The 22,832-nt window shown below is 32.4% G+C and carries 22 protein-coding genes and 1 pseudogene; 11 read left to right on the forward strand and 12 right to left on the reverse strand.

Annotated features, from left to right (window positions below; genetic code table 11):
* Window positions 1–153: 153 nt before the first annotated feature.
* The gene (locus G314FT_RS04665) at window positions 154–1,470 is read left to right on the forward strand and encodes a DRTGG domain-containing protein (RefSeq protein WP_257702285.1); all 1,317 of its coding nucleotides are present in this window, start codon (window positions 154–156) and stop codon (window positions 1,468–1,470) included.
* Window positions 1,471–1,480: 10 nt separating this feature from the next.
* Complete coding sequence (locus G314FT_RS04670) at window positions 1,481–2,434, forward strand: DHH family phosphoesterase (protein ID WP_257702286.1); 954 nt, start codon at window positions 1,481–1,483, stop codon at window positions 2,432–2,434.
* A gap of 46 nt (window positions 2,435–2,480) precedes the next feature.
* On the opposite strand, the gene G314FT_RS04675 is transcribed toward G314FT_RS04670, so the two are convergent.
* Window positions 2,481–2,999: a GNAT family N-acetyltransferase gene (locus G314FT_RS04675; RefSeq protein WP_257702287.1), complete on the reverse strand. Its 519-nt coding sequence runs from the start codon at window positions 2,997–2,999 to the stop codon at window positions 2,481–2,483.
* Between the two features lie 233 nt (window positions 3,000–3,232).
* On the opposite strand from G314FT_RS04675, the gene G314FT_RS04680 reads away from it, so the two are divergent.
* Window positions 3,233–3,949: a YebC/PmpR family DNA-binding transcriptional regulator gene (locus G314FT_RS04680; RefSeq protein ID WP_257702288.1), complete on the forward strand. Its 717-nt coding sequence runs from the start codon at window positions 3,233–3,235 to the stop codon at window positions 3,947–3,949.
* Between the two features lie 107 nt (window positions 3,950–4,056).
* Here G314FT_RS04680 and G314FT_RS04685 read toward each other — a convergent pair whose 3' ends face one another.
* The 3 genes from G314FT_RS04685 to G314FT_RS04695 form a co-directional block, all read right to left on the reverse strand.
* The gene (locus G314FT_RS04685) at window positions 4,057–5,340 is read right to left on the reverse strand and encodes an ISL3 family transposase (RefSeq protein ID WP_257700363.1); all 1,284 of its coding nucleotides are present in this window, start codon (window positions 5,338–5,340) and stop codon (window positions 4,057–4,059) included.
* Between the two features lie 128 nt (window positions 5,341–5,468).
* Complete coding sequence (locus G314FT_RS04690) at window positions 5,469–6,245, reverse strand: DUF6681 family protein (RefSeq protein WP_257702290.1); 777 nt, start codon at window positions 6,243–6,245, stop codon at window positions 5,469–5,471.
* Window positions 6,246–6,716 carry a hypothetical protein gene (locus tag G314FT_RS04695; RefSeq protein WP_257702291.1) on the reverse strand — a complete coding sequence of 157 codons (471 nt, stop codon included), beginning with the start codon at window positions 6,714–6,716 and terminating at the stop codon, window positions 6,246–6,248. It abuts the gene before it with no gap.
* A 270-nt stretch (window positions 6,717–6,986) separates the two neighbouring features.
* On the opposite strand from G314FT_RS04695, the gene G314FT_RS04700 reads away from it, so the two are divergent.
* The 6 genes and pseudogenes from G314FT_RS04700 (at window position 6,987) to G314FT_RS04720 (ending at window position 10,806) form a co-directional block, all read left to right on the forward strand.
* Window positions 6,987–7,493, forward strand: a complete 507-nt coding sequence (locus G314FT_RS04700; protein ID WP_257702293.1) for a DUF2798 domain-containing protein — start codon at window positions 6,987–6,989, stop codon at window positions 7,491–7,493.
* Window positions 7,494–7,576: 83 nt separating this feature from the next.
* Window positions 7,577–8,113, forward strand: a complete 537-nt coding sequence (locus tag G314FT_RS10510; RefSeq protein WP_341481168.1) for an LD-carboxypeptidase — start codon at window positions 7,577–7,579, stop codon at window positions 8,111–8,113.
* A gap of 12 nt (window positions 8,114–8,125) precedes the next feature.
* Window positions 8,126–8,653 carry a S66 peptidase family protein gene (locus tag G314FT_RS10515; RefSeq protein ID WP_341481169.1) on the forward strand — a complete coding sequence of 176 codons (528 nt, stop codon included), beginning with the start codon at window positions 8,126–8,128 and terminating at the stop codon, window positions 8,651–8,653.
* 59 nt (window positions 8,654–8,712) lie between these two features.
* Window positions 8,713–8,847, forward strand: a complete 135-nt coding sequence (locus tag G314FT_RS04710) for a hypothetical protein (protein WP_257702295.1) — start codon at window positions 8,713–8,715, stop codon at window positions 8,845–8,847.
* Window positions 8,848–9,010: 163 nt separating this feature from the next.
* A pseudogene (locus G314FT_RS04715) lies at window positions 9,011–9,307 on the forward strand (AIM24 family protein).
* Between the two features lie 134 nt (window positions 9,308–9,441).
* Window positions 9,442–10,806, forward strand: a complete 1,365-nt coding sequence (locus G314FT_RS04720; protein ID WP_257702297.1) for a DUF4767 domain-containing protein — start codon at window positions 9,442–9,444, stop codon at window positions 10,804–10,806.
* A gap of 72 nt (window positions 10,807–10,878) precedes the next feature.
* Here the strand turns inward: G314FT_RS04720 and G314FT_RS04725 are convergent, their stop codons facing one another.
* The 4 genes from G314FT_RS04725 to groES all read right to left on the reverse strand — a co-directional run bounded on the left by G314FT_RS04725 (window position 10,879) and on the right by groES (window position 14,211).
* On the reverse strand, window positions 10,879–11,220 hold the full coding sequence (locus G314FT_RS04725; RefSeq protein WP_257702299.1) for a P-II family nitrogen regulator: 342 nt from the start codon (window positions 11,218–11,220) through the stop codon (window positions 10,879–10,881).
* 29 nt (window positions 11,221–11,249) lie between these two features.
* Complete coding sequence (locus G314FT_RS04730) at window positions 11,250–12,116, reverse strand: ammonium transporter (protein WP_257702511.1); 867 nt, start codon at window positions 12,114–12,116, stop codon at window positions 11,250–11,252.
* Between the two features lie 140 nt (window positions 12,117–12,256).
* Window positions 12,257–13,885 (reverse strand): chaperonin GroEL, encoded by a 1,629-nt coding sequence (gene groL / locus G314FT_RS04735; protein ID WP_257702300.1) that lies wholly within the window; start codon window positions 13,883–13,885, stop codon window positions 12,257–12,259.
* Between the two features lie 26 nt (window positions 13,886–13,911).
* Complete coding sequence (gene groES, locus G314FT_RS04740; protein ID WP_279348165.1) at window positions 13,912–14,211, reverse strand: co-chaperone GroES; 300 nt, start codon at window positions 14,209–14,211, stop codon at window positions 13,912–13,914.
* 459 nt (window positions 14,212–14,670) lie between these two features.
* On the opposite strand from groES, the gene G314FT_RS04745 reads away from it, so the two are divergent.
* Entirely contained in the window at window positions 14,671–14,934 is a 264-nt protein-coding gene (locus G314FT_RS04745; protein ID WP_257702303.1) for a CPBP family intramembrane glutamic endopeptidase, read from the forward strand.
* Window positions 14,935–14,970: 36 nt separating this feature from the next.
* Here G314FT_RS04745 and G314FT_RS04750 read toward each other — a convergent pair whose 3' ends face one another.
* Window positions 14,971–15,606: a redox-sensing transcriptional repressor Rex gene (locus G314FT_RS04750; protein ID WP_079345747.1), complete on the reverse strand. Its 636-nt coding sequence runs from the start codon at window positions 15,604–15,606 to the stop codon at window positions 14,971–14,973.
* A gap of 186 nt (window positions 15,607–15,792) precedes the next feature.
* Here G314FT_RS04750 and G314FT_RS04755 point away from each other — a divergent pair, with 186 nt between their 5' ends.
* Entirely contained in the window at window positions 15,793–17,730 is a 1,938-nt protein-coding gene (locus tag G314FT_RS04755; RefSeq protein WP_257702306.1) for an ABC-F family ATP-binding cassette domain-containing protein, read from the forward strand.
* Window positions 17,731–17,772: 42 nt separating this feature from the next.
* Here G314FT_RS04755 and G314FT_RS04760 read toward each other — a convergent pair whose 3' ends face one another.
* The 3 genes from G314FT_RS04760 to queG form a co-directional block, all read right to left on the reverse strand.
* Entirely contained in the window at window positions 17,773–19,764 is a 1,992-nt protein-coding gene (locus G314FT_RS04760; RefSeq protein ID WP_257702307.1) for a bifunctional metallophosphatase/5'-nucleotidase, read from the reverse strand.
* Window positions 19,765–19,910: 146 nt separating this feature from the next.
* Window positions 19,911–21,410 carry a glutamate/gamma-aminobutyrate family transporter YjeM gene (gene yjeM, locus G314FT_RS04765; protein WP_257702309.1) on the reverse strand — a complete coding sequence of 500 codons (1,500 nt, stop codon included), beginning with the start codon at window positions 21,408–21,410 and terminating at the stop codon, window positions 19,911–19,913.
* A 188-nt stretch (window positions 21,411–21,598) separates the two neighbouring features.
* Entirely contained in the window at window positions 21,599–22,750 is a 1,152-nt protein-coding gene (queG, locus tag G314FT_RS04770) for a tRNA epoxyqueuosine(34) reductase QueG (protein ID WP_257702310.1), read from the reverse strand.
* Window positions 22,751–22,832: the final 82 nt, after the last annotated feature.

Here is a 22,832-nt window from a genome sequence, read left to right on the forward strand (position 1 = left end):
TTTATATCAGTTATTTATTTTCTGTTATAGGATTAAAATGTATTTTTAACGTGTTCTATGATAGAATATAAACATTACAAAAGGATTTGTATTAATACAGATTTTTTAAATTAATTATAACAAGAAGAAAGCAATAAGGTGACACATATGAGCATGACAAAACATGATCAAATATTAGCGCATATTGAGTCCTTGCCTGTAGGAGATAAAATTTCTGTTCGAGGCATTGCCAAAATGTTAAGTGTTAGTGAAGGAACGGCTTATCGTGCCATTAAAGAAGCAGAAAATGTGGGATTGGTATCCACTATACAGCGAGTTGGAACGATAAGAATTGAAACGAAAGCAAAAGAAAACATAAAAAATTTAACCTTTAAAGAAATTGTTAAAATTATCGATGGAGATGTATTAGCTGGGAAAAAAGGGTTAAAAAAACCATTAGATAAATTTATTATTGGAGCGATGACAGAAAAAAGCATGTTACGTTATATTACGCCAGGAGCTTTAATGATTGTTGGAGATAGAGAAGGTGTTCAGCGGTTAGCACTAAATAATGGTGCGGCTGTTCTGTTAACTGGTGGATTTGAAGTCAGTCAAAATATTATAGATTTAGCAGATGAAGTGAAAATGCCTATTTTACGTACATCTCATGATACTTTTACTGTTGGAACACTTATTAACCGTGCTATTAGCGACCAGATGATTAAAAAGGATATCGTGTTGGTAGAAGATATTCAAACGCCTGAAAGTGAAACACGTTATATGACAACGAAAGATACGGTGGAAGATTATTTTAAATTGGTTGAGAAAACTGGATACACACGTTTTCCTGTAGTAAATAAATCTAATCGTTTAGTGGGGATGGTAACAGCAAAAGATGTGTCTGATAAATCACTGACACAATCTATTGAAAAAGTTATGACGAAAGATCCACGACACGCTAAATCACATATGAGTGTAGCAAGTATCGGACATCAAATGATTTGGGATGGTTTGGAGATTATTCCTGTGGTGGAAGATGATTTAACGCTTGTCGGAATTATATCACGACAAGATGTGATGAGGACTGTTCAATTGGCACAAAAGCAACCACAAGCTGCACATAAATTGACGGATCATATTACTAACCAGATTGTGGAAAAAGAAATGCCTGAAAAAGGAGATGCTGTTTTTACATTTGTTGTCACACCACAGATGATTAATAATTTAGGGACGCTCTCTTTTGGTGTATTAAATCAAATTATTTCAAGTGTTGTTCGTTCAACTATGTTATCACGATACAATTTTCATTCGGTTATTGAGCAAAGTAGCTTATATTATTTCAAATTAATACAGATGGACAGTGAAATAGAAATAAGAACCCAAGTGATAGAAGTTGGTAGACGTTCAGGAAAAGTTGAAGTAAGTGTATATAAAGATAATATCGTTTCTGCAAAAGCAATTGCAGTTTGCCAGTTAATGGACCCAGTTTAGGAGGAAAAATATGACTATTAGTCAAGAAATTTTAAAAGAAATAAAACAATATGATACGATTATGATTCATCGTCATCAAAGTCCAGACCCAGATGCACTAGGCTCACAAGGTGGGTTAGGAGAAATATTAAAAGCAAGTTTTCCTAAGAAATCCATTTATTTAGTAGGTGGCCCTGTGAATGATTTAGACTACCTTGTCACGATGGATGATGTTAGTGATGAGATGTATCAAGATGCTTTAGTTATTGTGACAGATACAGCAAATGCTCCACGAATAAGTGGAGAGCAGTATTACTTAGGAAAAAAATTAATTAAAATAGATCACCATCCGGATGATGAGCCTTATGGTGATTTATCATGGGTAAACACACAAGCAAGTAGTACAAGTGAATTGATTTATGATTTTTATGAAGAAAACAAAGAAAATCTTGTTATGACAGATAATGCTGCGAGATTACTTTATGCAGGTATTATTGGAGATACTGGACGATTTTTATACCCTGGAACAACGTCCCATACATTATGGGTAGCTAGTCAATTACTAACATATGATTTTGATGCTGCAAGATTAAGTCGATATATGGACGAAGTAGATGAAAAAATTTCGCGTTTGTCAGGATACATCTACGAAAATATGGTTTCGGATGAAAATGGTGCAGCGATGGTGTTATTAACACAGGATGCATTGAAAGAGTTTGATGTAGTTGATTCGGAAACACCAGCTATTATTCCTTTACCAGGAAAGATTCGCGGGATTTTATCGTGGGCGATTTTTGTTGAGCAGCCTGAAGGATTTTTTAGAGTTCGTTTGAGAAGTAAAGGTCCTGTGATCAATGGTATTGCAAAGCGACATCATGGTGGTGGTCACCCATTGGCTAGTGGAGCAAATGCTAAGGATATGGATGAAGTAGAAGAAATATTTGAAGAAATCAAAACAATTGTTAGTGAATATAAAATATCATAAGTAAAAAAGCGTAAAAATAAGTCAATCTTATTTTTACGCTTTTGTATTATCCAATTATTTTTTCAGCAACTAATTGTTTTCCATAGTTGCCATTATAAGTATCAATCTGTTGGTATCCTTGCTTTTCCCAGAAACGAGCAGCACGTTTATCGTCTTCAATAAACGTTAAATGCATGATTTTAGTTCCTGTATCTGATACTGTTTTTTCTAAGGCATTATACAGTTCTTCAGCGAGTTTTGTACCTCTATATTCTTCTTCTAATACAAAGTAACCAAGTGTACCAATTTCTTTTTGAGGATAATCTTCTACCCAGTCAATGAATCCCATTAATCTGTCACGGTCAAATATCCCGTAGACATATTTTTGAGAAGGTAATACTTTGGGAGGTAGAGAAGTGAAGAATTCTTTTACTTGTTCATCTGTTGGATCAACGTTTACATAATCAGTAAAGTAGTCTTTTGTTCTTAATAAAAATTCTTTAAAGATAAACAAATCTGCTTCATTATTCCCATCAAGTAACCGAATATGAATTGATGGAAAATCAATTGTATTAAAATGTTTCATAAAATATATACCTCTTTCTATCTGTATGGAACAGTTATTACTACCTAAGAATAGCTTATATTATTAGTAAATAAAAGACATTCATGTAAAATATTTTAAAAACGTGTCAAAATCATTCTTTTATTGTGAAGTTAAAAAAAATACTTTGCGAAACGACAATAAGCAAGTATAATAAAACAGAACGTTTTTGCGTTACAAAAGAAACAATTTATTAAGAAAGAGAAGTGAGACTATTGGGACGTAAATGGGCTAATATCGTAGCTAAGAAAACAGCTAAAGATGCAAACAACAGTAAAGTTTATGCCAAATTTGGAATTGAAATTTATGCAGCAGCAAAATCAGGTGATCCAGACCCGCACTCTAATCAAAAACTTCGTTTCGTTATTGATCGCGCAAAAACATACAATGTTCCAAAACATATTATTGATCGTGCTATCGAAAAAGCAAAAGGATCTGGTGATGAAAACTATTCAGAATTACGTTATGAAGGATTTGGACCGAGCGGTTCAATGGTTATTGTTGATACATTAACAAATAATGTTAACCGTACAGCAGCAGACGTTCGTGCAGCGTTTGGTAAAAATGGTGGGAACATGGGGGTTTCTGGAGCAGTAGCCTATATGTTTGATAACACCGCTATTTTTGGTTTTAAAGGTGACGATGTTGATGAAATATTTGAGTATTTATTAGAAAAAGATATTGAAGTCAAAGATGTGTTTGAAGAAGAAGATCAGATTATTGTTTACGGAGAATCAAGTGATTTTCATGCGATTCAAGAAGCATTAAAAGAAAATGGCATTACTGAATTTTCAGTAGCTGAAATCCAAATGCTTGCTCAAAACGAAGTAGAATTATCAGAAGATGATTTAGCTCAATTTGAAAAAATGATTGATGCGTTAGATGAATTAGAAGATGTTCAACAAATCTTCCACAATGTAGACATGGATTAATAAAAAAGTCAGAAGAATTAAATTATTTCGGCTCTCCGTCAAATGATGTGGATGAGTAAAATTTAGTGAATTTAAGCAACGAAAGACAACAGGTTTTCGTTGCTTATTTATTTACCTTGAAAACTAAGTAAAATTCTATATTTATAGTTTTGGAAATTTCTATAGCCATAGGCTATTCGTTTGATTAGCTTAATTTTATTGATGGTCCCTTCTAATGGTCCGTTAGAAAATGGAAACTTGAAAGTATTATTAATTCTTGGAAGATGTTTTTTTAGTGTTCTGATAGATGTTTTCATTGGTTCAGAGATTAACTCATGACTTAATAATAGTAGATCTGAGAAAGCCTCAAAATCATTGTTTTTACTACAATATAATAAGTTTTGATAGAGTCCGTATGTCTCAGATAGTTCTTTGCTTAAGCTTAGTAAATAATCCATAATATCTGTTTCAGGTAAGATATTTTTAAATAATCGTTGATAACGATAGTCTTTATAATTTAATTCGTTAGAGTCTTTTAAAAATAGCTTCCAATATCTCTTTAGTTTTCTATAATTCTTTAGATCATTAAGGTTTGATGTCTTAAACTTATTCATTGTTCTAATTCTTGTAATATTTAATGAACGACTAATTAATTGAACTAAGTGAAATCGGTCAATAACCACTGAAGCATTTGGAAAAAGTTTATTAGCTAGTTTAAAATAGCCAGCATTCATATCAACAACGATCGTTGCGACTTTATTTCTTACTTTCAAAGGGTATTTTGAAAAGTGTTTTTCTAACGTAATCCTTTTATTATCTGGTAAAATATCAATAATTTTATGTGATAAGGAGTCTGAGTAGATAAAACTGTACTTACCTTGATTGTTTTTTACAGATGTAAACTCATCAAAACATAGGTGTTGAGGCAAGTCCGTAAATTTATTTGACAGTTCTTTCCCAAATAAATTAAGAATTCTACTGATTGTAGTAGTTGATACAAAATGTCTTTTAGATAAGTCTTTCAATGAGATAGCATCGGATAACTCCATGCCAATAGACTGTTTCACTCTGTTAGCAATAAAGCAGTGCTTATCAATTTCTAAAGATTCAGCTATAAAAGAGGTGTGACATTTACGACAAAGGAACCGTTGTTTCTTTAGTGATAGATAGGTTGGATAATGGGCAACACTTAGCCATTTTATTCGAGAAGAAATAAAACCATTTTTTACAATAGAATAGTTTTCATTCTTAATTCCACAACAAGGACAAGCCAAAGGCTTATAAGTAAGTGTTCCGCTATAGATTTTACTTCTAACTCCTTTTATCATTTTTTCTTCACAAAAAATAGAATCAAAATAAATGTTTGTGTCTTTCAAATCCAGCGACACTCGGATACAATGGTTGTGAGACATATGAATCTTCCTTTCTAAAATTTGGTTTGGTCACTTTAATTTTACCTGGAAAATTCGTATGTTTCTTTTTTATGTAAAAAAATAGATGCAGATGAATTTCTTCATCCACATCAAAAATTATACAGCCATTATTTCTTCTGACTTTTTTTGCGTCGACTCATATGTGATACCTCTTTAGAAGACTTATTCTGACTAGATTTAGGGATGATGTGTTCATCATTGTCTTTAACCCGTAATTCCAAAGTATAAGGTTCTTTGTAAATAATACCATCTTTTTCATAAGAACCACCATTAACAAAAACACCAAGTGGGATTAAAGAATCAGCGTCATCATTAATTTTAATAGTGGCAACTTCGGTTAAGTCTTTATAGCTACTTCCAATAAATAATTTCCCTTTTGATATTTTATAAAATGGAATTAACGTATAATCTTCTAGCTCGTAAGCATAGTCATTTAATTTTTTTGCTTGAATGTAATTTTTATCAAGTAGATTATGAACGACAGTATCGATGACTTGATCACTATTATCAATTAATGTTAAAGTAAGCAACTTACCTTGTATTTTAGGAGTTGTTGATGAGGTTTGGACAGTCTCATCAAACGTTGCATCTTCGGGCACGATATTTTCTATCAAGTTAGTGACGTCCCATTTAACTTTTTGATTTTTAAAATAATAGATAAAGTTTAAAACTATAAAATAAGCTAATACAATAAATACTAGTAAATATAAACTCATTCTTAAGTAATTTCCATTTTGAAAATATCCTTTAACAATTCGCAAAATATAAAGTGTCGGAAAAACACTCACAACTGTTAATATTTTGTTTTGTAGTCTTGGATTAATATTTAAATAATTTAAAAATTTAGTAATATTGCTTAAAATTAAGGTTAGTATTGCATCCATCTAATTATTTCCCCCAGTGACTGTTTTATTTTCATTTGTTTTAGGAGAAACTTGTTTTGTTTGAACATCTGGTGTTACAGTTTCTTCTGTTTTTTCAATATCATTTTGATTGTGCACTGATTCCTGAACATCAGAAGAAGGAGTGGTATTTTCAACAGAAGATTGTTCATCTTGCGTTTGATTTTCCTTAGTTTCTTTGCTATTTTTCGTTTTATTTTGCTTTTCAGATGTTGAGCTATCTGTTTGTTGAATAGAGCTATTGCTCGTTGTATCTGAATAGTTACTTTCTTTTGTTGTGTCTGTTTGATTTTGAGTTGTATGTGTTGTAGTTTGTGTTGTAGAAGTGTCTGTTTTTTTTGTTTTATAGTTACTTCCATCTACAACAGCAGTTGTTGCACTAATTCCCAAGGCAATACTAAAAATAGCAATAGGCTTCAAAAAAGGGGCAACAATTTTTTTATCTTTTGCCATACATGACTCTCCTTTCGTACTAAGTCATCATCCACTATCCTATCATAACAGATTTTTTTGTTTTTAAAAAAGTAAGTGATGCTTTTCTAATATATTTAAACTATTTTTAATAAGAGTAGTCTTATTGATAACAGTCATATTTGACATTTTTTTACAAAATATGTTAGTATTTTTATACAGTGAAGATTACGTTAAGTGTAGGAACCATCTGAAAGGATGATTCCTACACTTTTTTTTGCTGATTTTTAAGTTGAGAAAAGAGGAAAAAAGATGAATGAAGAAAAAAGATTACCAATGAATAAAAAAGAAGGTATTCTATATGGCATAGTGATTTGTGGTATTACCGCAACGAGCATGTGCTTTTATAATCTATATTTAGCATTTGGAGCAATCAATCAAGACATGTTAGTGACTTTTGCTAAAAGTTTGCCACTATTTTTTGTAATTGCCATGTTACTAGAAAATTTTATTGTCCGTCATTTTGCAGATAGTCTGGTGAAAAAGTTTAGTGATCCGGCAGATAGTTTTAATGCCACACTATTGTTTACGATTTTATTTACAGTAGTAGGGATGTCTTTTTTGATGACGTTTATTGGGGATGTTATTGGACATGGTTTAGTAGTAAATAGCTCAACGTTTAGCCGTTTTGTTATGTCATGGCCAAGAAATTTTGGCGTGGTTTTGGCATTAGAATTATTAATTGCTCAACCAATTGCACGGAAAATTATGGTTGGCTTACATTCGAAAAAAGTAGAAGAGTGTGTTGAATACGATTAAATAGTAACTTTGGTGGAAACATCAAAGTTCTTTTTTTATGCTATAACTTTTAAAATTAGTGTCTAGCAATAGGAGGAAGTAAGATGAGTAAACCAAAACGATTAAAACGTGGAGATAAAGTTGCAATTATCAGTTTATCAAAAGGATTATTAGGAGAAAAGTTTGTTGAACACAATTTGATTTTTGGCAAAAAAAGATTAGAGGAATATGGATTAGAAGTTATCTTTATGCCTCACGCTTTAAAAGGAATAGAGTATGTTGCTAAACACCCTGAAAAACGAGCAGAGGATTTGATTCACGCTTTTGAAGATGACTCTATTAAAGGAATTATTTGTACAATTGGTGGTGACGATACTTACCGAACGATACCTTACTTGATGGAAAGCGAAAGATTTAAACAACTTGTCAAAGGAAAACCTAAATTATTTACTGGTTTTTCTGATAGTACTATTAATCATTTAATGTTTTATAGGCTTGGATTAACGACGTATTATGGGATGTCTTTTATTCCAGATTTAGGTGAAATTAGTGATAGCATGTTGGCTTGTACGGAAACTTATTTCACTTCTTATCTAGAAAGTAGTGAATCATACAAAGTAATTAAATCAAGTAATGTTTAGTATGAAGAACGAATGGACTTTTCTAAAAACGCACTAGGACAAGAACGAGTGAGCCATCTCGAGATAAAAGGGTATGAATTACTACAAGGCAAGTGGGTATTTGAAGGAGAGTTACTTGGTGGATGCATAGATAGCCTATACGATATGTTGACACCATTTACACATAGTGATGAGCCAGAAATAATTGAGAAATACCAAATCTTTCCAACTATAGAAGAGTGGCGAGATAAACTTTTATTTATCGAAACATCTGAAGTGAAACCATCACCAGAGATAGTTGAAAAAATGCTTGTTTGCCTAAAAGATAAAGGAATATTTGATGTGATTAGTGGAATAATTGTCGGAAAACCACAGGATGAAGTGTTTTATGAAGAATACAAACAGTCTTTAATAAAGGTAATTGATAATAAAGAGTTACTAATAGTTTACAATGTTAATTTTGGACATGCGACGCCACGATGTGTTTTGCCATATGGAATTCGTGTGCGAGTTGATAGTGAGAAACAAGAAATCAGATTGTTAGAATCAGCGTTTATGTAAGAGGAAGGTCGATGAAGAGATTCGCTCAAAAATAAAAGATTATTTAGACAAAAAAAGCAGTGATTTGTGATGTCGGTCAAACAAATATCACTTTACAAGCTGGTGCTATGCAGTGGACAGTTGGAGATGTCAGTGCAACAACTGGTGTAAAAGGTGTAGACGATTTTTTAGTAAAACTGTTCGAAGTGCTGTAACGAAATAATCTGCGATTAAGCCTGAATATACAGGTAAAGGGTAAAGGATTACTAGTGCTTGAACCAACATATAAATATATTATATTACTTGATGTATCACAGTGGGATAATTGATGATGGCTTATTCTTAGCCTGTGACTCAGGATTAAAACATAAAGCAATTATGCGTTCAAATATTTCGTCTGCTGTTGCAGGAAACGAAGGATTGTTTAATTTAAATATAAAAGGTAGTGGGGTTCTTTTTTTGGAATCTCCAACACCTTATGAAGAACTGATTGAAATTGAATTATAAGATGATGTATTAAAAGTAGATGGTAATATGGCGATTGCTTGGAGCGGCTCATTAGACTTTACGGTTGAGCGTTCTGGAAAAAGTTTGATGGGGTCAGCTGTTTCAGGTGAGGGACTTGTTAATGTTTACCAAGGCAGTGGCAAAGTACTACTCGCGCCAGTAGGGTAAAAGTAAAAGGAAAGCAGCTAATTCAAGCTTTCCTTTTTGATACACAATTGATTCCTATTTGAATAGTATAAAAACGTTATCTATTAAATATGTTATGATAAAAAGGTATGAATAATTATTTGGGGGATTACGTAATGAACAAATACATTGGATTATTTATTGTTGTTATTTTCGGTACTTTATTAGGTGGGTGTAATGATTCTAAAAAACAAGAAGACACGGATACTACTGAGCCTAAAGTAAGCGAGGTTAAAAAGCAACAAACAATCAATTCTACAAAAGAAATTAATGTAAAAAAAATAATTTGGGATAGTGAAAAAGAATCACAATTAAAATCATTTGTAAACGGTTGGGGAAAAGAGATGAATCAAGACTACACATTTTATGAGTCAAATGATGAATTAAAATGGAATAACCTAGTCATTTCAGCACGTAATTTAGAAAAAAATAAAACGATTGATTTAAATGGTAAAAAACAGTCCATATCTATTTTTTCTTCTAAAGATGAGGAAAACGTGCTAAATATTGTTGCGATTGCCTCAGACGAAGAGGACAACAATGTAGATAATCACCATCTTTATTTTTTCTCTTTGTTAAATGACAAACCACTTGTGTTGATTGTCTCTGAAAAATCAACATCTTCGAATATTATAGCTTCAGAGACTAAAAATAATGAGTTGAAAAGTGGATTTACTAATATTATAGAGCAAACAAATGAGGAATCCAATAAAACGGATACTTCAATATCAAAATTTGATACGTTATCTAATGATATAAAAGCATTACTATTAACGGAAGCTGTGGATGACAGATTGGAAACACGTTTTGATGAATTAAATCAACCAGATGCGATGTTTTTAAATTATTATATTGAGGATAATTATATCTATTTATTTTTTACTAGTGGAGTAGGTACTGGCCATCCTATATATTTATTAGAAGATGAGGGAAGTACTATAAAACCATTACAAACTGTGTCAAGGGTATCTTATGATGAATATAAAGAATTTCCACCAAAGTCTATAAATTTAGATAAAGAAATTTTATTTGAAAAATATAATGCTAATCCAGAAAAGTATGATTTGGCCGTGACAAATTTTAAAGTAGGATCAACAATTAATGAAAAAGCAGTCTTTGAAGATATGGTTAAAAGAATAGGTATAAAAAATAAAGTTGAAAAAGAAGAAGTCGTGACATCATCTACAAAGCCGTCAGCTGAGGAAATTTATCGTTACTATAAAGATTATATCGTGTATGATGCAGGAATTAATAGTGAAGTTTTACAGCAACGAATGGAAATGAAAGGAGTAGACGAAAATGGTTTTCCCATCATTGCTCATGTTGTTCACGGATCAGAAATCAATATTTCGATGGATGGTGATGTGATTAACTATAATGTTTATTCTATTGGTGGAGCAAATGATGATGGAACACCTGCCAAAAGTCATTTATTCGATGCTTTCTATAATTATAAAACAGGTGAACATGGTGTAAAATAAATAATTTTTATCATATTAACAAAATAAAAAAACACATGAAATAAAATATATATTTCGTGTGTTTTTATTCTACTAAAGTGCTGCATCACCTGTTTCTTTTGTTCGAATACGTATAGCATTTTCAACATGATAAATGAATATTTTTCCATCTCCAACTTCACCTGTTTGACAAATATCAATAATGAGGTTTGTCACTGTATCTAATAGTTCATCAGATACAACCATATTGATTTCTAACTTTGGAACTAAGGTCGTTAAAATCTCTTGGCCACGAACATATTCTTTCCATCCTAACTGATGCCCATAACCAAGTACTTGGGAAACGGTCATACCTTTGATTCCAACTTTTTTATATAGAGCCTCTTGTAAATCATTTAATTTTTCTTGTCTGATGATTGCTTCGATTTTTTTCATTTTTGCACCGTCTTTCCATTAATATTATTTTAGTTATCCATACCAAAGAAAGTAGGGTATGCCGTTTCATCATGTTCTGTCACATCTAAACCTTGAATTTCATCTCTTTCAGATACACGAATAGGCATGAATACGTTGATAATTTTGATAATAATAAAGCTAACAAGCCCAGCAAATAATAATGTGATTAAAATACTTATCAGTTGAGCGATAAATAAATTTAATCCACCATATAGCAAACCATTCACACCACCAATTGATTTTTCTGCAAAAATCCCTGTGGCGATTCCACCGACGCCATGACATCCAAATGCATCCAGAGCATCGTCAATTTCTAATTTACGCTTAATGATTCCAATAGAAATATAACAAACTGGACTAACTAAGAAGCCGATGATTAGGGCACTCCATAGTGGTACAAAACCAGCACCGGGAGTTATGGCAACAAGTCCTACGATAGCGCCCGTAGAAGCACCAACAATGGTTGGTTTACCAATCATTGTTTTTTCAATTAACATCCACGATAACATTGCAATTGCAGCAGCTGAATGGGTAACAAGTAATGCGTGAATAGCTAATTTATTTGCACCTAGTGCACTGCCAGAATTAAAACCAAACCATCCAAACCAAAGTAGTCCTGCTCCTAAAACAATAGCCAGTACCAGTCCTGTTATACCTGAACTAATATGAACGACATTTCCTCCACTAAAAGACAAACTATAACTCAGTATAATCCATAATATGGAAGATAGTCCTAGAGAAAAAATAACCATCATCATGGTGTTGATAATATTTTTTCTTCTAGAAAATCCGCCGTAAAAGAATGCTAAACCTGGAGTCATCAAGAAAACTAGTGAAGAACAAATTATTATAAATCCAGTATCTCCTTTATTTATATGATCATCCTTTCTTTTTTTATATAAAGATATAAAAAAGGGTTATGAATAAAGTGTTTTTGGGTGAAATAAAAGAAACCACATGAGACGTAATACCTCATGTGGTTTCTTTTATTTCAATATTCCTCTTTTAAAAAAACTTACATCATACCGCCCATCATTGATGGATCCATTCCACCAGGCATTCCTGGAGCTTCTGGTTCTGGTTTGTCAGCAATAACCCCTTCAGTAGTTAAGATTAATGCAGAAACACTTGCAGCATTTTGTAAAGCAGAACGAGATACTTTAGTTGGGTCTACGATACCAGCTTCAATCATGTTTACCCAAGTATCATCTTTTGCATTGTATCCAACGCCAGTATCAGCTTGTTTTAACTTATCAACAACAACTGAACCTTCCATACCAGCATTTTCAGCAATTTGGCGAACTGGTTCTTCTAAGGCACGAACAACGATGTTGACACCAGTTTTTTCATCACCAGTTACATCAAGTTCAGCTACTTTTGGTAATACATTAACAAATGCCGTACCACCACCAGCAACAATCCCTTCTTCAACAGCTGCACGAGTTGCGTTTAACGCATCTTCAATACGTAATTTCAATTCTTTTAATTCTGTTTCAGTCGCAGCACCAACTTTAATAACAGCAACACCACCAGCTAACTTAGCTAAGCGTTCTTGTAGTTTTTCACGATCAAAGTCTGATGTTGTTTCAGCGATTTGAGAACGAATTAATGATACTCGGTTTTCAATGTCTTTTTTATCGCCATTTCCTTCAACAATTGTTGTGTTATCTTTGTCGATAACCACTTTGCTTGCAGAACCTAATGCATCAATTGTTGTGTCTTTCAAGTCTAATCCTAAATCTTCTGTGATAACAGTTGCGCCAGTTAAAGCGGCAATGTCTTGTAACATTTCTTTACGTCGGTCACCAAAACCAGGAGCTTTAACAGCTGCTACGTTGAATGTACCACGGATTTTATTTAATACTAATGTTGGTAAAGCTTCACCATCAACATCATCAGCAATGATTAATAATGGTTTGCCTTGTTGTAAGATTTGTTCTAATAAAGGTAAAATATCTTGAATGTTAGAGATTTTTTTATCTGTAATTAAGATATATGGATTTTCTAAAACAGCTTCCATTTTATCATTGTCAGTTACCATGTATTGAGATAGGTAACCACGGTCAAATTGCATCCCTTCAACAACGTCTAATTCAGTTTCAATCCCTTTAGATTCTTCAATCGTGATAACGCCATCGTTACCAACTTTTTCCATTGCTTCAGAGATTAATTCACCAATTTTTTCACTACCAGAAGAAACAGCAGCTACTTGTGCGATTGATTCTTTAGAGTCAATTTTTTTAGAAATAGCATGTAATTCTTCTACAGCTTTTTTAGTCGCTAATTCAATCCCACGACGAATACCGATTGGGTTTGCACCAGCAGTTACATTTTTAAGTCCTTCACGAACGATTGCTTGGGTTAAAACAGTTGCAGTCGTTGTTCCATCACCTGCAATATCGTTTGTTTTAGAAGCTACTTCAGCTACTAATTGAGCACCCATATTTTCAAAACGATCTTCAAGTTCAACTTCTTTAGCGATCGTCACACCATCATTTGTAATTAATGGAGAACCAAATGATTTATCTAAAACAACGTTACGTCCTTTAGGTCCTAATGTTACTTTTACAATATTTGCTAATGTGTCCACACCACGTACCATTGAGCTACGTGCATCTTCAGAGAATTTAATATCTTTTGTCATTTATTGTTCACCTCATTATTTATTTTTTATTCTACGATTGCAATGATATCTTTGTCGTGTAGTACTAAGTAATCTTCACCAGAGTCTGTTACTTCTTGTCCGGCGTATTTTTCGAATAGGACAGTTTGTCCAACGCTTACAGATACGGATAATTTTGTCCCATTTTCTAAAGTACGACCATCACCAATAGCAACGACCTCACCTGTTTGAGATTTTTCTTTTGAAGCTGATGTTAAAACTAATCCACTGGCAGTTTTTTCTTCTGCTTCTTTCACTTTAATAACGACACGATCTCCTAATGGTTTTAACAATGTGTATCCCTCCATAATGTTTATAATTTTAGCACTCTTTATCTTTGAGTGCTAATCACATCTTTTATAATACAGATAAATGTTTTTTTTTGCAAGTATTTTGATACAATAAGTAAAGAGATAAAATGATAGTAGGTGATACATAACATGTCAATCAACAAAAATATGCTGTATACAAGTTTTCTTTACTTATTTTTATTAAATAGAACACTTCTTTTTTCATTAAATAATGTTGTAACTATTTTTTTATACACAATGATTCTAATGTTCATACTAATAATTTATGTGAAAACTAATAAAGAACAATCATTAAACCATTCAGGCACATCATTAAAAAAATTAGTTACTTTAATAGTGATTGGTTTAATATTGAGCTTTTTTACTCAAATATTTATTATTTTTTTGACAACTTATTTTTTTCCTAATTTAATATTAGTAAATAATAGGCCTGTAAATCTATCATGGAGTTTTATTATGATAACGATTTTCTTTAATCCTATCATAGAGGAGCTAGTATTTCGTTTTAGTTTTGTCAATTGGATTGGACAAAAATTACCGATTTGGGTGGGAATTGTGATAAGCTCACTGATTTTTATGTTAATGCATATAAATGGAAATCTATTTATTTATTTTTGTTTAGGAATAATTTTTTCTGGTTTATATAAGATTAGTGGTACGATTATGACACCTATCATGGTTCATATTTTACTAAATGGTATTATATTGTTTGCCACTTAAAAAAGCTTAACGAAAAATTTTCGTTAAGCTTTTTGATTAGTCTTCTTTATAATTAGATAAGAAGTAGATTAAAGTTTGCATTTCATTTGTTAAATCCACATTTTGGATTTGTACATCTTTTGGAACGTTGATTCTAATAGGAGTAAAATTCATAATTCCTTTAATTCCAGCTTCAACTAAACGGTCAGCATTTTCTTGTGCATGTGCTGGTGGGACAGTTAAAATAGCAACATCAATGTGTTGTGCACGAATTTGCTCAACCATATCATTAGCATCATAGACAGGAACACCATCAAGTATGCGACCAACAATATCAGGTTTAACATCAAATGCAGCACTAATGCGAATACTATCACTTTGATGGAAACGATAGTTTAGTAAAGCATGTCCTAAATTACCAACACCAACAAGAGCCACATTAGTTAAACGATCTTCATTCAGTGTTTTTGCAAAAAAGGTCATTAAACTTTCAACATCATAGCCATAACCACGTTTACCTAATTCTCCAAAATATGAAAAGTCGCGGCGAATCGTCGCGCTATCTACTTTAACGGCTTCGCTTAATTCAGTTGATGAAACCTTCTTCTTGCCTGAATCAAATAAAAATTTTAAATAACGATAATACAAAGGTAACCTTTTTGCTGTTGCCTTTGGAATAGTTGTGTCTTTCATAATAACTCCCTCACTTTTTTATCTTAAACCCTCATTGTTATAAAGTTCACGTTAATAGAATACCTTTACTACAGTATAAAAGCAATTTTTACGCCTGTATTTGAGTAACTATGAGCGATAAATATACCAAACTTTCTATTAAAATTATGATAAACTATTTTTAGAAGTTAAAAGATGGAGGAAGTTATGATTTTATTACAAGCTAACAACGTCTCTCGATTATTTGGAGATGATGTACTATTTGAAAATATACAATTAGATGTTCAAGATAAAAGTAGAATTGCTTTAGTTGGACGGAATGGAGCAGGAAAATCAACGTTACTAAAAATATTAGCAGGAATTGAAGAACCTGATACAGGGTTAATCACAAAATCAAAAGAGCTAACAATAGGTTACTTGGATCAACATACAGGTCTTGAATCAGATAAAACGATTTGGGAAGAAATGCTCATTGTTTTTGATTATGTACAAGAAATGGAAAAAAAATTGCGACGATTGGAAAAAGATATTGCCAATCCAAATATCCATGATAATGAAGAGTCTTATCAACAAGTGCTAAAAGATTACGATAAACTACAACATGAGTTTAATGAATTGAATGGTTATGGCTATAAGTCAGAAATTAAATCTGTCCTACATGGATTTCGTTTTGATGAAAGCTATTTTGATGTGCCAATTCAAAATCTATCAGGTGGTCAAAAAACTCGTTTAGCTTTAGCTCGTTTATTATTGGAAAAACCTAATCTACTTATTTTAGATGAGCCGACAAACCATTTAGACATTGATACATTAAATTGGTTAGAAGGGTATTTACAAGGCTATCGTGGAGCTATTTTGATGGTTTCTCATGACCGATATTTTTTAGATAAGATTGTGAATGAAGTTTATGATATTAGTAGACGGAAAATAACACACTATAAAGGAAATTATTCGACATTTTTAGAAAGAAAAGCAGAACGATTAGAGCAAGAAGAAAAAGAATACGAAAAACAACAAGACAAAATAGCAAAGTTAGAAGACTTTGTAGCAAGAAATATCGTTCGCGCTTCTACAACAAAGCGAGCCCAGAGTAGGCGAAAGCAACTAGAAAAAATGGAGAAATTAGAAAAACCTCTAGGTGATGAAAAATCAGCTCATTTTCTTTTTAAAACAAATCGTCCGTCTGGTAGAGACGTTTTAACTCTTAATAATGTTGCTGTGGGATATGAACCATTGATTTTAAGCGAACCAATTAATTTAGCACTACGTAAGCAAGAAGCAATCGCCTTAGTTGGTCCAAATGGAGTGGGAAAATCAACGCTATTAAAAAGTATCATTGGAGATATCCCATTTGTAAAAGGAGTAGCTGAAATTGGTTATAAAGTTGATATAGGATACTACGATCAAGAGCAAGGGAAATTAAGTGGTAATCAAAGTGTATTGGAAGAGTTGTGGAGAGAACACCCAACCGTACCAGAAAAAGATATCAGAACACTTTTAGGTAGTTTTTTATTTTCTGGGGAAGATGTGAAAAAGACAATTAATTTATTAAGTGGGGGAGAAAAAGCCCGTGTCGCATTAGCCAAATTAGCGATGCAAAAGGATAATTTCTTAATTCTCGATGAGCCAACTAATCATTTGGATATCGATAGTAAAGAAGTACTAGAAAATGCGTTAATTGAGTATGATGGAACTTTATTATTCGTTTCTCATGATCGCTATTTTATTAATCGTATCGCAACAGGAGTGTTGGAATTATCAGAAGATGGCAGTACTTATTATCATGGTAATTATGATTATTATGTAGAGAAAAAAGCAGAAGAAGAGGAACGACAAGCGTTATTAAATGACACGCAAAATGTTGAAGATAATAAAGTGACTAAAGATAAATTAAGCTACGAAGAATCAAAAGAGCGACAAAAAGAACAACGTAAATTGGAGCGATTAGTCGATTCATTGGAAGTTGAGTTGCAAGAAGCAGAAGAAAAAATAGAGTCTATCCAAAAAGAGATGGAACAACCAGAAATTTTAGAGGATCATGAAAAACTCTTAGAGTTAGATAAAGAATTACAAGAAGTATATGCTAAACAAGAAACACTATTAGAAACGTGGGAGAAGGCTTCATTGGAATTAGAGTCATTTTAAAAAAGCAACTAATCATTTTTTTGATTAGTTGCTTTTTAGTGACTATTTTTTTCGAAGTTGGTTTATTTGAGAATATAAATCTCCAGTTGTTTTAATATTTTTTAATTTTGTTTTATCAATGTTAGCTTTTTTACTTAGTTTTGTTATATCATCGTCGTTGGCAACTTCATCCACATTGATTGATTTTATATTGGTTACTGTTCCGTCTTCCATACTTGGAATTTCAATAATATCATCATTAATCAATTCAGCAACGTCTTGATGAGCTTTAGAGTCAGTATCAATACCAACGATTTTCCAATTATTCAGCAACTTACCTTCATAGACACCATTTTTTTCTTCTTTAATATATCGAGCAGATAATTCACGAATACGACCTTCAACTTCACCAAAAGCATCAGGAGAAAAGGTTGAGTATACTTGATTGAATTTTCTACCAGCTAAAGGACCTTCTTCTGAAGTTAAGAAATTCATTCGATATTGATTCATTCCAATTTTCAAAGGCTCATTTAAATCAATAAGGGTGTCATCAAGTCGTCTTAAATTAGTAATACGTTCACCAGCTGGTTGTGATAAATCAATGTCGTATTTCACATTGTAAAAACGATCGTTTGTATTGTATTTACTGATTCTTCTTTTTGGATTAAAACTAATGGTTACATCACCTGGTTGGCTTTGATTGTAGTAATTAGCTCCCCATTCCATGTAGTCTTTTAAGTCTTTTCCGGTAATATCAAAAACTGTCACTTCGCCATCAGTAAATTGATAGTTTCTAGCAATATCTTTTTTCTTAATGTCACCGATATCTAATGACGGTGTATCAGTATCGATTTGGAAAGCCACAACATCAGCATTTTTACTATAATGAAGCATTACTTCACCAAAGAAGTTAACTAAAGGTGTTTCTTCTATTTGAGCATTTGAAATCCCTTTAATATCGTTTTTAGGAACTAAGTCCATTCCAGTTAATTGACCAACAACAGTATTCGCGACTTTACGAGCTTTTTCATGAGATGATTTTAATAAATCATTGATTTCTTTATCTTCTTCATATTTAGCAACTTCAATCGCTGATCCTTTTTTATTTTTTACTTTGTAGCCATCTTTTGTTTTGTCTAATGTTAAATCAACGCGTGAGACAAATCGACCATATTTATCAGGTTCCACAATTAAGACATTATTAATGTATTCCTCTTCTACTAATTTATGCATATGTCCGGCAAAAACCACATCTAATTCAGGAATGGCTTCAGCCATATCCGCAACACCAGTGTTATGTACATCATTTTCATTATCTAATCCCATATGTACTACACCAACTAAAACATCGACTTTACTTTTTAACTCTTTTACAACGTTAATCGTTTCTTTGACTGGGTCTGTTAGTTTTTTTCCATCAAAAATTGTAGTATCTTTTTTAAATTCCGCAACCATTGGAGTGGTCATTCCAATAAAACCAACTTTAACCCCATCTTTTTCAATAACCTTGTAAGAATCAAAATAAGGTTGATCATTATCTAATTTGACATTACCTGCTAGGACTGCTCCATCAAATTGGTCAGTGATGTTGTCTAAAACATCAAAACCATAATCAAATTCATGATTTCCCATAGTCCAAACATCGTACTTAAGAGCTTTTAGTACGGTTGTTGCGGGGTGATTATCATCGTTTTTAAAAATTTCAGCTGAGTTGTCTTGAATTAAATCCCCGGCATCAACAAGTAGAGTATTCTTATTTTTATCTCTAACTTCTTTTACGATAGTTCCAATTTGAGAAAAACTACCGATTTTATTTTCGACATCTGTTGTATAATCCCAAGCCATGTACCGACCGTGAATATCAGATGTTCCTAAAATGGTTAATTCTTTTTGTTCTGACTCTTTTTTCTTAGAAGAGTTTTCATGTGTTTTAGTTGTACAACCAACTAACCCGACAATCCCTAATAATGTGATTGTTGCTAATTTAACTTTTTTCATAATCTGTTGTATATCACCTTTATTTGATATACTTCCCCTTTCGATTTTTGACGACATTTATGTATCCCCTTACAAAAACTAACATAGCTGTTTATAAATAACAATATCAAAAGATAAAGTGTTATATTTTTAGTATATTTGATATAACATAGTTGAATTATAAAAAAACCAAAGTGCGTATAAGCGTACTTTGGTTTTGGTGTTTAGTCTTTTTTACGTCTCTCATAGCGATTAAATAAAAGTAGGGCAATTAGTGAGAATAATACAGGTCCGGCAATTTGCCATAAAGTGTCTCCCCACACTGGGCCACCTTTTCTAAATAAAGGTTCAATAATGGTAAAAATATTAGCAAAACCAATAACAGACATCACGACAATTGTACTTACCATATATTGTGTTTTGGTTTTGAAAATATTGATTGAATGATTAATATCTGATTTTTGTTTAAATGCTGGAAAAGCACCCGTTAAAAATAGATAAGGAATCGTCATAGAGACGTTTACCATTAAGGTTAACACATTATAGAATGATTGAGCATCTTTTCCACCAAATGATACTAAAGCCAAGATAAGAACCACAATCACACATTGAATCCACATAGCAAAAGCTGGCATGCCTTTATCGTTTTCTCTGACCATTTTTTCAGGCCAAAGACCTTTTGGTGTTCCTTCAATAATGGTTTTTAGTGGCGAATAGATTAACGTAAAGAATGCGCCTAGGTAAGCTAAAAACATGGATAGACCAGTAAATCTTGCGAAAGCATGACCAATAGCTAAGGCAGTATCTGTGGATAAATTAATTGCTCGTCCTAATTCAAATCCTAGATTATTCATTAAGACATAAGTTATATTACCAAGATTCACATTATCTCCGCTTAAAACAGAATTCCAGTTTGTTGACACACCCCATAAAAGAATCGTTAATGCATACCCAATAGAGATGATAATCGCTGAAAGAATAACTCCTTTAGGAAAATTTTTCTCAGCATTTTCTGTTTTATCTACTAATCCACCAACAGCTTCCAATCCACCATAAGCAAAAATAGCAAATACTAAAAATGAAATAATGGCTAGTGGAGAATTAAATCCTGGATTAGGTGAATCAATAAAACTTTTCATACCTTCGATTGGTTGAGCAACTTGTCCTTTGTTAAAGACTAAAATAATCAAGCTGACAACAATCAATACAACGTTTAAAAATGTGACAGCAATCCCACCAACAGAGGTGATTTTAGTGATTTTATCCAAACCTCTTGCGGCAAAAAATGTTACGACAATGATAAATAAAATAGCTAACAACCCGATTGTTTGAGTTGAATCGAGACCAAATAAACTCCAATAATTGGTATGATCTGAACCTGAGTAAGTAGTTGATAGCGTAATGAATACTTTAGTCGATACATTAACCATCCAAATGATATAAGAGGTGTACCACATAAATGTCCCGATGAACGCATATTTTGGTCCAACAGATTTTTCCATCCAAGTGTACATTCCACCGCTTTCATGCTTGAAAGTAGACCCATATTCAGCCATCATGAGTGCATAGGGTATAAAGAAGAAGAGTGCAGCTAAAATATACCAAATGATTGCACCATATCCCATACGGTAAAAAGCGACCGGAGCATTACCAAACCCGAATACTGAGGTAAAAATCATTAAGATTAAACCAAATAGGGTTACCTTTTTTGTTGCTTTTGTCATAAAAATCCTCCTTAATTTAAAATACTTTATTATAACCCATAGTTATAGTATCAAACATTCTAAGAATAGATTAAAAGAACTAAGTAAAATGTTAGCAAATTTACTTAGTTCTTTTAATATGTTTATTAAATTCTTACTTTGTTGTTAGCCTATTCTTACTAAAAATAATCTATTATCTTATTTTTCTTTTAAATTCTCATTCTATCAATAGCTTTTCTCATTTCTTCTTTTGCTTCATCGTCAGTTTCTTTGTTAAAGTGTTCGATTAAAAAGTCAAGAATTGCTTGATTACTCGGGTCAATCATACTAAGTGACCAGGCAGCTGTTCCTCTTATGACAGGACGAGGGTCATTTTCTACACAGCTTAATAGATTAGGGATACTTGTTTTGTCTCTCACATTTGCTAAAGCAATAATCGCATTTCGTTGGATTGGTTTTTTCCCACGCCAAGATCCGGCAAGGTAACCAAAGCGTTCTTTAAATTCACGATTGGAGATTGTTAATATCGGTTTTAGTAAAGGTGTCACGACTTCAGGGTCTGGTTCCATTTCTTCATGAAAATGAAAATTTTTCCCTTTATTAAAAGGACAGACTTCTTGGCAAATATCACATCCATAAATAATTGACCGAATTTTTGGTCGGTATTCTTCAGGCATGAATCCTTTTGTTTGTGTTTGATAGGATAAACATTTTTGAGCATTCATCCTACCATCTCCTAGTAAAGCAGAAGTGGGACATTGATCGATGCATTTGGTACACTCGCCACATTGATTTTCAATTGGCATGTCTGGTTCAAATGGAATATTTGTAATGATTTCACCTAAATAAACATAGGACCCAAACTCTTCTGTGATTAATAATCCGTTTTTTCCAATAAAACCAAGTCCTGCTCTTTGTGCAACAACAACGTCTATTAATTCACCAGTATCGACCATTGGTTTAAATGTTACGTTTAAGTTTTGAGATGCTTCTTTTTTGATAAAGTCGATTAGTTTATTCAGTCTGTCTTTTAAAATATCGTGGTAATCAATCCCCCAAGATGCTCGAGCAAATTTTCCACGTTTTTCACCTCGGACAGATTTTAAGCGGTTATTCATTCGTGTTGGGTATGCTAGAGCAATCGAAATAATAGACTGTGGTTGATCAAAAATTAATTCTGGAAAAAGGCGCTCATCAATGTTTCCATGTTCAAAGCCTGTTGTATGATGGTTTTCTTTTTGTTCGATGAGACTATCTTTTAAATGATCAAATGGTTCAGCAGTAGTAAACCCAATCTTATCAATGCCAATTTCTTTGCTTGCTTCAATTATTTTTTGTTTTAATAAGTGAGTATCCAACACATTATCCCTCCAATTTGATTCTTTACTAAGTATCAAACAAACCTTTTTATATTTCAAGCTTTTTTCTGCTATTTGCGAATGT

Source organism: Vagococcus luciliae (genome assembly GCF_024637875.1).
GTDB classification, from domain to species: domain Bacteria; phylum Bacillota; class Bacilli; order Lactobacillales; family Vagococcaceae; genus Vagococcus; species Vagococcus luciliae.